The organism is Pseudomonas sp. LBUM1641 (assembly GCF_059716235.1).
This window is the reverse complement of sequence record NZ_CP166815.1, coordinates 1617015-1630632: the sequence shown is the minus strand read 5'-3', so window position 1 is coordinate 1630632 and position 13618 is coordinate 1617015. Positions and strand designations below refer to the sequence as shown.

Sequence of the window (13618 nt, the reverse complement as noted above, 5' to 3'; positions counted from 1 at the left end):
GGTGTTGTTCTAGGATTCGAGTTGCGCAACCAGCGCCGGCGGGCGATGGGAAAACAGTTGCAGCAGCGCCCCGCCCAGGGCACAACCGGCCATCACGAAGAAGCACACCGTGTAGCCGTGCAAGGTGGTCCAGCCGCCGCCCGTGGCAATCAGGCTGCCCATCAGCACCGGCGCCAGGCCGCCGCCGATAAACATCGCGGTGGTGATGATGCCGTTGGCGGTGGAGGTCGCCGACGGCTCGGCCGAGTCGCAGGCCACCGCGTAGTAGATCGGCCACACCGCGTTGGCCACCAGGCCGAACAGCAGTTGCACGACGATGATCAGGGTCAGGGTGTTGGCGAAGTAAAACGCACCGACACTGGCGGCCATCCACACGCCGCAGATGATCAGGGTGACGCGCCGGCCAATGATGTCCGACAGCGACGGCCACACCAGTTGCCCGAGAATCCCGGTCAAGGTGAACACCACGCTCATCCCCGCCGACTCGGCCAGGGACAGCCCGGCGATGTTGTACAGATAGGCTGGCAGCACGATGTTGACGCCCATGTACACGACTTGGGTCAGCATCGTATTACCCGCCGTCAGGGCGATATTGCGATTGCGCAACGTGGCGATAAACGTGCGCCAGGCGTGGCCCTTCACTTGGCTGGCGGGTGCGTTGTCCGGCGGAGTCATGCCCTTGGCGGCGATGTCGACGTAGAGCGCGGTGATGCGTTCGGCGGTGGAGTAACGCGCCCAGAAAATCATCAGCGGCAACGCCACCACAAACGCGAAGAAGAACACGTAGCGCCAGTTGTCTTCACCAAAGGTGCTGATGACAAAGCTGGCGACGATGCCACTGAGCATGGCGCCGATCGGGTAACCGGTATGGTGCGCGCCGAGGGCAAAACCACGACGTTCCACCGGCCACCATTCGGCGGTGTTGCTTACACCCACCGGCTCGCCCCAGCCTGCGCCAAGGTTGACGCCAACCCGCAGTGCAATAAAGGTCGCGAGGTTGCCGCTGAGGGCCTTGAACCCGGAGAGAAACGAGATCGCCGTGTAGCCCAGCACCAGCGGCACCTGGAACCGCGCGCGCTTCCAGCCACCGCCGTAGCGGTCACTCCACATCGACCCGGGAATATCCAGCAAGGCCAGGGCGAGCATGATCACTGTGGCCATGGTGCCCCACTGATCGGCCGACAAATCGAAATGCTTGGAGATGGTCGGCCCCAGGCGCAGCACGATCTCACGGTCGTAGGCGTTGAGGATCCAGATCATCCAGCACACCAGCAACGACACCCAGGAGTGCCGGTGAATACTGCGCAGCGAGGCTTTTTTCAAGGTTGCCATGGGTTTCTCCAGGCGCGCGAGGGCGCGCACTGACACAAGGTTGCGGAAGGAATGTGCCTTGTTGAAAAAAACGCGCTAGCTGGCGAACCGTCGCTCGGCTATTCCTTGCACGCCCAGCCCGGTGATCGCAAAAAGCGCCCCGCGCTGCTGACCGTCGGCCGGGAAACGCGGCAACGGCGGCTTGGCCATGGAGGTGACAAACAGGGTGTCCAGGTTCGGCCCGCCAAAGGTCAGGCTGGTGACCTTTTTCACCGGCATCTGGATGATCCGGTCGACCTGGCCATCCGGTGTGTAGCGCACCAGTTTCCCGGCGTAGACCAGCGCCTGCCACAGGCAGCCTTCGGCATCCACGGTGCAGCCGTCGGCGGCGCCACCGCTGCTGGTGTCGACCTTGGCGAAGGTGCGTCGATTGCTCACGGCCCCCGTGGCGAGGTCGTAGTCATAGGCCCAGATCTCGCCGGACCAGGTGTCGCAAAAGTAGAACGTGTCGCCCGACGGGCTCCAGCACGGGCCGTTGGACACGATGATGCCTTCGTCCAGGGTGTGCAGGCTCAGGTCCGCGTCGAGGCGGTAAAGTTTGGCGCTGGCGTTGTCTTCGAGGGTGTCCATGGAGCCGAAGACAAAGCGGCCCTGGCGGTCGACCTTGCCGTCGTTGAGGCGGTTGTTGGTCAGTGCGGGTTCCGGGTCGATGACCAGCGTCTGTTCGCCGCTGTTCAGGTCGAGCAGATGCACGCCGTTTTGCAGGGCGACGATGGCTTGCTCGCCGCTATGCCGCAGGGCCATGGAGCCGATTTTCTGGCCCACGTCCCAGGCGCGCAGTTCGCGGCCATCATCGGTGCAGCGCAGGATCCGGCCGTCGGCGCTGTCGATCCAGTACAACCGTTGTTGTTCGACGTCCCACACCGGGCCTTCGCCCAGGGTGGTCTTCACGTCCACAAGCACTTCGATACGCATGGTGTTATCCCCTTTTTTGTTGTTGTGCGGGATGGACATGGCCACGCCGTGACGCGGCCGGTTTGTGCTTTAAAAATTGACCTGATCGCGCCCCTTGAGCCCGAGGATTTCTCGCGCTTCATCCGGCGTGGCGACCCGGTGGCCAAGGGCTTCGATCACCGTGCGAATCCGCCGTACCTGATCGGCGTTGGACGCGGCCAGTTTGCCCGGGCCATCCCACAGCGAATCTTCCAGGCCGACCCGGGCATTGCTGCCCATGGACAGGCCCATGGTGGCCAGCGGAATTTGCCCACGGCCGGCGCCGAGGATCGACCACACATAGTCATCGCCAAACAGCCGGTCGGCGGTGCGGCGCATGTGGGCCAGGTCTTCCGGGTGGCCGCCGATACCGCCGCGCAAACCGAATACCGACTGGATAAACAGCGGCGGCTTGAGCAGGCCGCGTTCCAGGAAATGGGCGGCGGTGTACAGGTGGCCGATGTCGTAGCACTCGATTTCAAAACGTGTGCGGTTCTCGGCACAGGAATTGAGGATGTGGGTAATGTCGCGGAAGGTGTTGCGAAAGATCCGGTCGTCACTTTCTTCCAGGTACGGACGCTCCCAATCGTGCTTGAACTCGGTGAAGCGGTTGAGCATTTCGTACAGGCCGAAGTTCATCGAGCCCATGTTCAGCGAGGCCAGTTCCGGCTTGAATTGCATCACCGGTTGCAGGCGTTCTTCAACACCCATGGTCGGTGCGCCGCCGGTCGTGATGTTGATCACCACGTCGCTGGCGGCTTTGATGTGCGGCAGGAATTCGGCGAACAGCGCGGGGTCCTGGCTGGGACGGCCATCGATGGGATCACGGGCATGCAGGTGAACAATAGCGGCGCCGGCTTCGGCGGCACCGATGGCGGCGTCGGCAATTTCCTGCGCGGTGATCGGCAAATGCGGCGACATCGACGGCGTATGGATGGCACCGGTGACGGCGCAGGTGATGATCACAGGACGATTTTTGGACATGACGATTCTCCGACTTTTATTCTTATGAAAAAAAATCCCGGGTGTGGCTTGTGTGTTCTTCCTTGGCTAAACGCTGACGCGGCCTACAGGTACTCGACGTTTCCGTCGACACTGATCGCTTGGCCGGTGACATTGCGGGCGGCGGGCGAGCAGAGAAACAAGGCCATGGCCGCGACGTCTTCGGCGGTGACCATGCGCTTGAGGGAGATCTTGTTGAGGTATTCCTGGCGCATCTCGGCTTCCGGTACGCCGACCTGTTCGGCACGGGCGCGAATCACGCCGTCCATGCGCGGGCCTTCGACGATGCCGGGCAGCAAGGCGTTGACGCGGATGTCGCTTTCGCCCAGCTCCGAGGCCAGGGATTTCATCAGGCCGACGATCGCCCATTTGGTCGCGGCATACGGCGTGCGCCAGGCGTAGCCAAGACGGCCCGCGACCGAGGCGATATGCAGCAAATGGCCGTGGGACGACTCCTTGAGCATCGGCACCGCGTGGTGGGCAAAACGGTATTGCGCCGTCAGGTTGATGTTGATCGTGGCTTGCCACTCGGCATCGCTGATGGCGTCAATGCCGCCGGTGGGACCGGCAATCCCGGCGTTATTGACCAACACATCCAGCCCGCCAAATTGCTCGCGCTGCACCTGGAACACCGCCTCGATCTGCGCGGCATCACTCACGTCGGCACGGGTGGCGACAGTGCCCGGGTACTTGTCGCGAAACGCCGCCAGGGCTGGTTCGCTGACATCACACACATGCACCTTGGCACCCGCCTCCAGATAGGCCGCCGCCAACACTTCACCGATGCCGGCAGCCCCGCCGGAAATCAACACACGTAACCCTGGATAGGGCTGCAGCCGCTGTAGGACACTCATGCACGTTTACCTCCTGAAACAGACGACCGCGAACGGTCGTTCTTGACGAGCAGGCGCGCCAGGGAATCGGCGGCCTGCATGATGTCATCGGTCACGGCCGCGCGGGCACCGGCGCCATCGCGGGCGGCCAGGGCTTCGACGATGCGCGTGTGCGCCTCCATCGAGCGCTGCAAGTGAGCTTTATCGGGAGCGACCAGGGCAAAACACGGGCCCATGTGCAGCCAGAAGTTTTCCACGGCGGCCATGGTCAATTCGGCCTGGGCGACGGCATAGATCCGACGGTGAAAGGCAAAGTTGGTCCACAGGTAGCGGGAAACGTCGACTTCGTCGGCGGCTTGTTGCATCTGTTGGCAGAGGTCGGAGATTTCGTCGAGGTCGGCTTTTTCCAGGAGCAGCACGGCTTTTTCTGCCAGCAAACCTTCCAGGGCGACCCGCGCATCGCGAATCTCGCGCAGGCGTTCGACCGTCATCATGCGGACCCGCAGACGGGAGGTTTCGGTGACTTCAAAGGCGTTTTCGGCGCTAAGGCGCTGGAGGGCTTCGCGCACCGGCATGGGGCTGGAGCCGAGGGCTTCGGCGAGGCCGCGGATGGTGAGTTTCTGGCCGGGCTGGAAACGACCACTCATCAAGGCTTCGCGGATCTGGCGATAGACCTGGTCTTGCAAGGTATCGCGAGACACCTGGCGCAAGGTCGGAAGGAGAAGCGGGCCATCTGTCATGAGTCAAAACCTGTGTTGTCGTTCTTATGGCTCCAATATGTGATCACAAATCAAATATGTCAAATAGTTTCCCATTGACGGTATGAACGACCCTGACTCTAATGCCCTCCTCTCTCAAGCAAGGACCGCTGAACCATGAAATTCGCCTACACCATCGTCTACGTGCCGGACGTCGCTGCCTCCCTGCAGTTCTTCGAAAAAGCCTTCGGTTTGAGTCGTCGTTTCCTGCATGAATCGGGGACGTATGGCGAGTTGGAGACGGGTGGCACCACGCTCTCCTTCGTGGCGCATGAGTTGGGCGAGATGAACTTCAAGGGCGGGCACGTGGAGGCGCATGCCTCACAGCAGCCGCTGGGGATGGAGCTGGGGTTTGTTACCGAGGATGTGTCAAAGGCCCATGCCAGAGCGCTGGCAGAAGGTGCGACAGAGCTCGCTGCGCCGAGCACCAAGCCTTGGGGGCAGGTGGTGTCGTATGTGCGTTGCCCGGATGGCACGCTGGTGGAGTTGTGTACGCCGATTCAGAACTGAAGAAACACTGTAGGAGCGAGCTTGCTCGCGAAGGTCGTGAAGGTCGTGAAGGTCGTGAACGGTAACGCGGGAAACCAGGTGCCCCGCGTCGCCCTCAGGTTTTTCGCGAGCAAGCTCGCTCCTACAGGAAACAAGGACTCAAGGCTTGAGCGGGCGCTCCTGGTCACGCTCGGACAGCTCCGTGCCATCGTCCGGATGCTTCCAGGTCTGCGGTTTTTCTTCCTCGCGACGCTGCCTGGCGCGCTCCTGCTCCAACTCATCATGTTGCTTGTGTTCGTTGCTCATACCCACCTCCCGTCCGTAAGAATTGGACACACTGGGCAAGCATAGATGAGGGAGCGGTTTTGTGTGATCTCAGTCATTGATAACCAAGACGCATCAATACATGTAAATAACTCACTTATCATTTCTAAATGTGTCAGCCACTATCCGCGGTCTTAAGCGAAACAAGCACTTTAAAAAGAACGCTGGAGACACAAAAAAATGCAAAATCCTTCACGGCCTGACTCTGCCCGCTCCAAAGTCGGCGCGGTCTTTCGCGTCACCTCCGGCAACTTTCTCGAACAGTTCGATTTTTTTCTGTTCGGTTTCTACGCCACCTATATCGCTGCCGCCTTCTTCCCCGCTGCTAATGAATTTGCGTCATTAATGATGACCTTCGCCGTGTTCGGCGCAGGCTTTTTGATGCGTCCGCTGGGCGCAATCATCCTCGGCGCTTACATCGATGATGTGGGCCGCCGTAAAGGCTTGATCGTGACCCTGGCGATCATGGCCAGTGGCACGCTGCTGATCGTGCTGGTACCGGGCTATCACACCATTGGTTTGTGGGCACCGCTGCTGGTGCTGGTGGGCCGCCTGTTGCAAGGCTTCTCGGCCGGCGCAGAACTGGGCGGCGTGTCGGTGTACCTGGCCGAAATGGCCACACCGGGCCGCAAGGGTTTCTACACCAGCTGGCAATCGGGTAGCCAGCAGATCTCCATCATGGTCGCGGCCGCCCTGGGTTATGGCCTGAACCAATGGATGGAACCGGCGGTGGTTGCCGATTGGGGCTGGCGTATTCCGTTCGCCATCGGCTGCGTGATCATCCCGTTCATCTTCGTCCTGCGTCGCAACCTGCAGGAGACCGAAGAGTTCGCCAACCGCAAGCACCGCCCCACCATGCGCGAAGTGCTGGCCACCCTGGTGAAGAACTGGACCCTCGTCATCGGCGGCATGATGATGGTGGCGATGACCACCACCGCGTTCTACCTGATCACCGTATACGCGCCGACCTTCGGCAAAACCGTGCTTAACCTGAGCACCTCCGACGCCCTGCTGGTGACCTTGCTGGTGGCCGTGTCGAACTTCATCTGGCTGCCCATCGGCGGCACCCTGAGTGACCGTTTTGGCCGCAAGCCGGTGCTGATGGCGATGACCACTCTGACTGTGCTGACCGCCTACCCGACACTTTCCTACGTGGTCAATGCGCCAAGCTTCGCGCACATGCTGGAAACCCTGCTGTGGTTCTCCTTCCTCTACGGCATGTACAACGGCGCGATGATCCCGGCCCTGACCGAAATCATGCCGGTGGAAGTGCGCGTGGCGGGCTTCTCCCTGGCCTACAGCCTGGCGACCGCGATCTTCGGTGGTTTTACCCCGGCGATCTCAACCTGGTTTATCCACGAGACGGGCGACAAGGCGTCGCCGGCCTACTGGTTGATGTTTGCCGCGCTGTGCGCACTGTGCGCGACGTTTGCGCTGTATCGCCGCGCCAGTGCCCGTCTGCAAGTTGCCTGAGGAGTCACGCGAATGAAAACCCTATTGAAAACACTGGTGGCACTGGCGATCGGTTCCCTGGCAATGGTGGTCCACGCTGAAGAGCTGAAAGTCATGACCTCCGGCGGCTTCACCGCTGCCTACAAGGTGCTGGGTGCGCAATATGCGACCCAGAGCGGCGATACCCTCGACACCATCCTCGGCCCGTCGATGGGCAAGGCGCCGGAAGCAATTCCCAACCGCCTGGCCCGTGGCGAACACGCCGACGTGGTGATCATGGTCGGCTACGCCCTGGACGAGCTGATCAAGCAAGGCAAGGTCGACAAAGCGTCCCGCGTTGAACTGGCGGACTCGCGCATCGGCCTGGTAGTCAAGGAAGGCGCGGCTAAGCCTTCGATTGCCACCGACGCCGAACTGAAGACGGTACTGACCAACGCCAAATCCGTCGCGTACTCGGACAGCGCCAGCGGCGTCTACGTCGAAAAGGAACTGTTCAAGAAACTCGGCATGCCGTCCAAGGGCACCATGATCGAACGCATCCCGGTAGCCTCGCAAGTCGCCAAGGGTGATTACGAGGTGGGCTTGCAACAGGTGTCCGAACTGCTGCCGATTCCGGGCGTGACCTACGTCGGAAAAATCCCTGAAGACGTGCAGTCCGTCACCCGTTTTGCCGCTGGCATTCCAGTGAATGCCGAACACCCGGCGCAGGCGAAAAAGCTCCTGCAATTCCTCGCCTCACCCCAGGCGCAACCGGTGGTACAAGCCACCGGCCTGGACTCGGTATCACACTGACCGGAACGGCATCTGCCGGGTCAACCGCTCCAACTCCAGTGCCGCCGGCGTCAACGTACGCCCGCGGCGCTTGATCAGTCCCACATTGCGCACCACCTCCGGCTCCACCAGCGGCACGCTCGTCAGAATCGGATGCTTGCCGCCCGGCATCGCAATCGACGGCACCATCGCCACCCCAAGCCCCGCCTCCACCAGCCCGATCATCGTGGTCACGTGATGGGTTTCGCAGATGCTTTGCTTCTTCACCCGCACCCCGCGCAGGGCCTGGTCCAGCAAAAAGCGGTTGCCTGAGGTCTTGTCCACGGTGATGTAGTCGTGCTCGTACGCCTCGGCCCACGTCACACTGGCACGGTCCGCCAGTGGATGATCCCGGCGACAGGCCAGCACATAACGTTCCTGCAACAACAACTCGAACTCCACCCCGTCCGCCAGGCTACCGCTGAAACTCACGCCGAAATCCGCCTCGCCACTTTCCACCGCCGCACACACCTCGCCCGCACTCGCGTCCAATACCCGCAGACGAATCTTCGGATAGAGCTTGTGGAATTCAGAGATCACGTGAGGCATGAAGTAGTACGCCGTAGACGGCACACAGGCGATGGTGACATTGCCCATACGGGTTGAAGCCACGTTACTGATGCCCATCAGGGCGATGTCCAGGTCATCGAGCATGCGCTCGACCTGCGGCAGGAACGCGCGACCAACCATGGTCAGGCTGACCCGGCGAGTGGTGCGTTCAAAGAGTTTGACGTCGAGGGCGGACTCGAGCTTTTCGATGCGCCGACTGAGGGCCGGCTGGGAGATACGGATGGCTTCGGCCGCCGCACGGAAACTGCCCTTGTCTACGACGGCACGGAAGGCTTGGAGGTCGTTGAGGTCGAAGTTGATGATCACGGGGGCAGCCATTGGTTGAGCAGATGTGGCGGGCATTATCGTATGGGGGCTGGCGGGATGCTATTGGCGCGGGCCACATACTCGGGATCAGCCAATAACCCTACGGAAAATATGCGGTCATACATATAAGCAGGGAATTTGCGTGGGTTGGAAACGAGACTTCTGAAAAGCGTCAATACTGACAGCCTCAAATCCAGCTCTCACTTTTAGGCCCACTATGGAAAAGTCTTTGACGATGGATTACCCCATCAGTATCTGCACGAAACAGACAGCACGCTGGTCAGTTCAGGAGACTCTAGCGACTCACACTGGTCAGTTACCGCTTGCAACACGCCCAGCGTTGAGTAGGATTAAATCCTACCCAGCAAAAGCGGACGCTACCATGCGCTCAACCCAGCAAATGAGCATCACCTTGCCGATTGAGATGGCCGCACTCGTCAAAGCCAAAGTGAGCACTGGCGAATATGCCAGTGAAAGTGAAGTCATACGCGACGGGCTGCGAATCTTGCTGGCACGTGACCGAGCAATGGAAAACTGGCTTCGGGATCAAGTGATTCCAGCAGCCGTCGCCCTCAAGGCCGATCCAGACAGCGCGCTGTCTGCCGCCCAGGTCCGCGAACACATGGCAGCCAAACGCCAACAGAAAGGCAACCGTAAGTCGTGACCTACACGGTAGCTTTTTCACCCAAGGCAGTAATGCAACTCGAAGAACTTGAAGACTACGTCACCCAGGCCGGCTCACCCGTCATCGCTGCGCGCTATGTAGATGCCATCATCACTTACTGCGAAAACCTGTCTCTGTTTCCTCTGCGCGGCATCAGCCGTGAAGACTTGTTACCCACTCTACGTACCACTCACTATCGGCACACCACCATCATCGCTTTTACAGTAGATGCCGACACTGAAACGGTATCGATTCTAGGGGTGTTCTACGGAGGGCAAGATTACGCAGCCCTCTTGCAGGACGAGGACAACGGTTAACTTCGGCTCCAATCGTTCTATTCACGAGTAGCTACCGGTAACGCAATCAATGGATGAAACAATAAAAAGGACTTCCAGCCCTGCGCCTCTCTATCGAGCGCTTCGAGCGGGGTTGTGGCTCCTGGGTTTGCTCTGCCTTGCAGCTTTGGGCTTCTTCGCCTGGCAAAGCTTCTACCCGGTCAGCGCAGCCGAAGACTGGAGTGTTCATGTCGTCCACCGAGACGTAGCAAAGGCCGCATCACTGATGCCGATGCCCGACGGTTCGCTGATGGTGAGCCAGGAATTGAGCAACGGGCTTGGCAGTATTGTGCGCCTATTACCGGACGGAAAACGCGAACTGGTGGTAGGAAATCTCTCCAAGCCCGACGGCATGGTCGCCACTCAAGGAGGTTGGGTGTTCAGCCAGGAAGTGGATGGCGCACCAGTCAGCTTCCTCAAGGGCGGCGTCGTCACCGAGCTGTTCAAGGGAGAAAGCGTGCAAGGGCTATGGGACGACGGCGAGTATCTCTACGCCATCGAAGACCGCAAGGTAGGTGCCCGGATATTGCGCTATCACTGGAGCGATAAAACACTGAGCGTCGTGCGTGATCAACTCAGCGAAGGCGAGTCGATTGTTCGCTGCACGGATGGGCGCATGCTCTACACAGAAAAGAAGAAGGGCGTGGTGCGAGAGCTGACCATCGACGGTAGCGACCCGGTGGTACTGAGCCATTTGAACAAACCCACCTTCCTGATGTGCGATGAACGCGGGTTATGGATCAACGAGGATTCAACCCACCGTGCGCGTTTGTTGCTGATCGACAAGCACGGGCGCCAGCAGACAATTCTGTCTTTCCTGAAGGCGCCACAGTCGATTGTGCGTACGACGAAGGGAACGTACCTGGTGGCCGAAGGTGGCCGTAACCGTATCCTGGAACTGGTGCCGTCCCTGGCACTGGAGAATCGCGTTACAGCTGAAACCGCGCCACAGCCTCATTAAGCGACACAGCCAACCGCGCCAGCTCGTGGCTCGATCCGTTGATCTGCCCCGCACCCGAGGACGACTGCGCGGACAGGTCACGAATATTGACGATGTTGCGGTCCACTTCCTTCGCCACTTGGGCCTGCTCCTCGGCGGCGCTGGCGATGACCAGGTTGCGCTGATGAATCTGGTCGATGGAGTCGGTGATCTGGCTCAAAGCGCCACCGGCTCCTTCGGCCAGGATCAGCGTTTCGCTGGCCCGCTGGGTGCTCGATTGCATCGATGTCAGCGCCTGGCTGGAACCACTGCGCATCGCAGTGACCATCTGGTCGATCTCCAGGGTCGATTGCTGGGTGCGATGGGCCAGTGCACGCACTTCATCCGCCACCACGGCAAAACCACGTCCGGACTCACCGGCACGCGCCGCCTCGATGGCGGCGTTCAGCGCCAGCAAATTGGTCTGCTCGGCGATGGAGCGAATCACGTCCAGCACCTTGCCGATGTCCCGCGACTGATCGGCGAGGTTTTGCACCAGGCTCGAGGTTTCGCCGATGTTGGTACTCAGCGCCTGAATCGCGCTGACCGTTTCACCGACGCGCTGCTGGCCGTCGCGGGCCGTTTCATTGGAGAGTCGGGTCGATTCGGAGGTGGAAACGGCATTACGTGCCACCTCATCGGCGGCCGAAGTCATCTCATTGACGGCGGTGGCGGCTTGCTCGATTTCAGCGGTCTGCTTTTGCAGGCTGCGGCTGCTCTCGTCGGTGATACCGTTGAGGTCAGTGGCCGATGCTGCCATCTGCCCGGCCGACTGGCGAATCAACTGCAAGGTGCTGCGCAGGCTGCCTTGCATGCTTTGCAGTGCCACGAGCAGGCGCGTGACTTCGTCGTCACCGGTCACTTCAACGGTCTGGGTCAAATCACCTTGGGCGACATTTTCTGCAGCGCGCACCGCGTGGCTCAAAGGGCCAACGATACTGCGCGTCAGCAACCAGGCCAGCGCCACGGTGCTCAACGCGGCCAGCAGAACAAAACCGAAGACCATTGTGCGCGAGCGGCTGTACTGCAGCTCTGCCATCTGGCCCTGCATATTTATCTGGGCGTTGTAGTAGTCGGCCAGGGCATTGAGCTGATTGCCGGAGCCGTCGACCACGGTTTTCATGTCCACCAGCAGCAACTTGTTCAGCTCGGCGAGCTGCTGCTTGTCGGCGAGAATGAACGACTGAGTCAGGCCTTGCTGGTACTGACGCAGGGACACCTGGAACTGATCGTAGAGAGTGCGCACTTCGGGTGTGTCGATGACGGCATTCAGGTCGGCGAGTTTTTTCGTCAGGTCCTGGCTGCGGGTGTCCATCTGACTGCGGTATTGCGGGATGCTCGCAGCATTGGAATCAAGGGCCATGCGCAGGGAAATGGTGCGGATACGCAGCATGATTTCGCGAATGTCCGACACCAGGCGCATTTTCGGCACCAGGCCACGTTCCACCTGCACCGCGCTTTCGCGAATGCTCGCCATGTTCGAGAGGGCAAAGAACCCCAGCAGCGCCACGAGCAAAGCAATCAAGGCAAAACCGAGACCCGCACGGCGGGCAATGGACAGGCTGCGAAGCGACATGGCGTTTGTTCTCATTATGGGCATACGACATCGTATGACAGAGTTTCGGCCAGCCTGGGCAGGACTTGAGGGGTATTGAGCAGAAGTTAAAGGATATAAATTACCTACCTGAATGCCCTACGGAACGGACACGCCTTGAATGTATTTCCAAGGCAGTCCGAGACTCTTTATTCAGCAGGTTAGATCGACCACGCCTGCGCACTTTCAAAAAACGCCTGCGCATTACGGTCCAGCGTTTCCAGGTGATAGCCGCCTTCTTGCACGATCACACACGGCAGCCCCAACCCACGAATACACTCACCCAACCGCGCAAACCCTTCCCGCGTCACTGACACTTTGCTCTGTGGGTCCAGCTCGTAGATATCGAACCCCAGCGACAACACCAGCACGTCCGCCGAGAAGTCCTTCACCGCCTTTAACGCCAGCTCCAGCTTTTCAAAGAACACCGCCTCACTGGCTCCATGCGCCATCGGCAGGTTGAGGTTGAAGCCTTCGCCCGAAGCATGGCCACGCTCTTGCGCAAAACCTGCAACGCCGGGATAGAAGTTGGTTGGATCGCCATGAATCGACACGTACAGCACGTCATCACGGTCGTAGAAAATCTCCTGGATGCCTTGCCCGTGGTGCATGTCGGTATCGAGTACGGCGACGCGCTCGAAGCCATCGCGCAAGGCCTGCGCCGCCACCGCCGCATTGTTGATGTAGCAAAACCCACCGGCAGCATCGAAGCGGGCGTGGTGGCCTGGCGGGCGGCACAGTGCATAAGCGGCGGGCGCGCCGTCGAGGATGTCCTTGGCTGCGGCGACCGCGCTTTGGGCTGACCAATACGCCGAACGCCAGGTAAGTTCACCAATCGGGCAACTGCCATCGGCGAGATAGCGCGCCGCCTGGGCCAGGATGCCGCGCAGGGCGTTGGGCTCGCGCACGAAGATGTTGGACATGACTTCGTCGCCCCAGTCTTCGGGGATTTCTTTCCAGCGCTGGTGGGCTTCCTGGAGGAAGGTCAGGTAGGCGGCGCCATGTACAGCCAACAGTGGATCAAGGCCGTGGTCTTGCGGTTGCTGGATCTCGAAGCCCAGGGTCTGGGCGGCCAGCAGCAGGTTGCGGGCGCGCTCCGGGACCTCCTGCGGCGTGCGCATCTGGCCACGAGAGTAGTAGCTGCGAGGATGGTGCAAAAGTTGTTCGGGATGAAAAAAAGTACGCATGGGATTTCTCC

15 protein-coding genes and 1 pseudogene are annotated in these 13618 nt (G+C 60.3%); 6 read left to right on the top strand and 10 right to left on the bottom strand.

All coding sequences use genetic code 11. The features are described 5' to 3' along the window. Window positions 1-9: 9 nt before the first annotated feature. From ACA046_RS07440 to ACA046_RS07420, 5 genes are all read right to left on the bottom strand, one after another. The gene (locus tag ACA046_RS07440) at window positions 10-1332 is read right to left on the bottom strand and encodes an MFS transporter (RefSeq protein WP_497676197.1); all 1323 of its coding nucleotides are present in this window, start codon (window positions 1330-1332) and stop codon (window positions 10-12) included. 75 nt (window positions 1333-1407) lie between these two features. Beyond that, window positions 1408-2286, bottom strand: coding sequence for an SMP-30/gluconolactonase/LRE family protein (locus ACA046_RS07435; protein ID WP_497677052.1), 879 nt, complete (start codon window positions 2284-2286; stop codon window positions 1408-1410). A 69-nt stretch (window positions 2287-2355) separates the two neighbouring features. Beyond that, entirely contained in the window at window positions 2356-3288 is a 933-nt protein-coding gene (gene kce, locus ACA046_RS07430; RefSeq protein ID WP_003211908.1) for a 3,5-dioxohexanoate:acetyl-CoA acetone transferase, read from the bottom strand. Between the two features lie 83 nt (window positions 3289-3371). Further along, a complete protein-coding gene (locus tag ACA046_RS07425; protein WP_010176559.1) occupies window positions 3372-4160 on the bottom strand; it encodes an SDR family oxidoreductase in 789 nt (262 codons plus the stop codon). Next, on the bottom strand, window positions 4157-4879 hold the full coding sequence (locus ACA046_RS07420; RefSeq protein WP_003211913.1) for a GntR family transcriptional regulator: 723 nt from the start codon (window positions 4877-4879) through the stop codon (window positions 4157-4159). Before ACA046_RS07420 ends, ACA046_RS07425 begins: the two co-directional genes overlap by 4 nt. 135 nt (window positions 4880-5014) lie before the next feature. On the opposite strand from ACA046_RS07420, the gene ACA046_RS07415 reads away from it, so the two are divergent. Beyond that, window positions 5015-5407 (top strand): VOC family protein, encoded by a 393-nt coding sequence (locus ACA046_RS07415; protein WP_459026748.1) that lies wholly within the window; start codon window positions 5015-5017, stop codon window positions 5405-5407. Between the two features lie 138 nt (window positions 5408-5545). Here ACA046_RS07415 and ACA046_RS07410 read toward each other — a convergent pair whose 3' ends face one another. After that, window positions 5546-5692 carry a hypothetical protein gene (locus tag ACA046_RS07410; protein ID WP_459026746.1) on the bottom strand — a complete coding sequence of 49 codons (147 nt, stop codon included), beginning with the start codon at window positions 5690-5692 and terminating at the stop codon, window positions 5546-5548. A gap of 198 nt (window positions 5693-5890) precedes the next feature. On the opposite strand from ACA046_RS07410, the gene ACA046_RS07405 reads away from it, so the two are divergent. Together ACA046_RS07405 and ACA046_RS07400 are read left to right on the top strand one after the other, a co-directional pair. Continuing rightward, window positions 5891-7183 carry an MFS transporter gene (locus ACA046_RS07405; protein ID WP_497676196.1) on the top strand — a complete coding sequence of 431 codons (1293 nt, stop codon included), beginning with the start codon at window positions 5891-5893 and terminating at the stop codon, window positions 7181-7183. Window positions 7184-7195: 12 nt separating this feature from the next. Beyond that, complete coding sequence (locus ACA046_RS07400; RefSeq protein WP_459026742.1) at window positions 7196-7954, top strand: substrate-binding domain-containing protein; 759 nt, start codon at window positions 7196-7198, stop codon at window positions 7952-7954. On the opposite strand, the gene ACA046_RS07395 is transcribed toward ACA046_RS07400, so the two are convergent. After that, window positions 7946-8848, bottom strand: a complete 903-nt coding sequence (locus ACA046_RS07395; RefSeq protein WP_076015915.1) for a LysR family transcriptional regulator — start codon at window positions 8846-8848, stop codon at window positions 7946-7948. The two genes, ACA046_RS07400 and ACA046_RS07395, sit on opposite strands and share 9 nt — an antisense overlap. A gap of 382 nt (window positions 8849-9230) precedes the next feature. Between ACA046_RS07395 and ACA046_RS07390 the strand changes: the two genes are divergently transcribed. The 3 genes from ACA046_RS07390 (at window position 9231) to ACA046_RS07380 (ending at window position 10808) form a co-directional block, all read left to right on the top strand. Next, window positions 9231-9512, top strand: coding sequence for a ribbon-helix-helix domain-containing protein (locus ACA046_RS07390; RefSeq protein ID WP_083676694.1), 282 nt, complete (start codon window positions 9231-9233; stop codon window positions 9510-9512). After that, entirely contained in the window at window positions 9509-9829 is a 321-nt protein-coding gene (locus ACA046_RS07385; protein ID WP_497676195.1) for a type II toxin-antitoxin system RelE/ParE family toxin, read from the top strand. Before ACA046_RS07390 ends, ACA046_RS07385 begins: the two co-directional genes overlap by 4 nt. Before the next feature lie 127 nt (window positions 9830-9956). Continuing rightward, window positions 9957-10808 carry an SMP-30/gluconolactonase/LRE family protein gene (locus ACA046_RS07380; protein WP_497676194.1) on the top strand — a complete coding sequence of 284 codons (852 nt, stop codon included), beginning with the start codon at window positions 9957-9959 and terminating at the stop codon, window positions 10806-10808. Here ACA046_RS07380 and ACA046_RS07375 read toward each other — a convergent pair. The 3 genes and pseudogenes from ACA046_RS07375 to ACA046_RS07365 form a co-directional block, all read right to left on the bottom strand. Next, entirely contained in the window at window positions 10777-11586 is an 810-nt protein-coding gene (locus tag ACA046_RS07375) for a methyl-accepting chemotaxis protein (RefSeq protein ID WP_497677051.1), read from the bottom strand. The two genes, ACA046_RS07380 and ACA046_RS07375, sit on opposite strands and share 32 nt — an antisense overlap. 48 nt (window positions 11587-11634) lie before the next feature. Continuing rightward, a pseudogene (locus ACA046_RS07370) lies at window positions 11635-12402 on the bottom strand (MCP four helix bundle domain-containing protein); the annotation flags it as partial. Between the two features lie 179 nt (window positions 12403-12581). After that, window positions 12582-13607 (bottom strand): histone deacetylase family protein, encoded by a 1026-nt coding sequence (locus ACA046_RS07365; protein WP_497676193.1) that lies wholly within the window; start codon window positions 13605-13607, stop codon window positions 12582-12584. Window positions 13608-13618 lie beyond the last annotated feature (11 nt).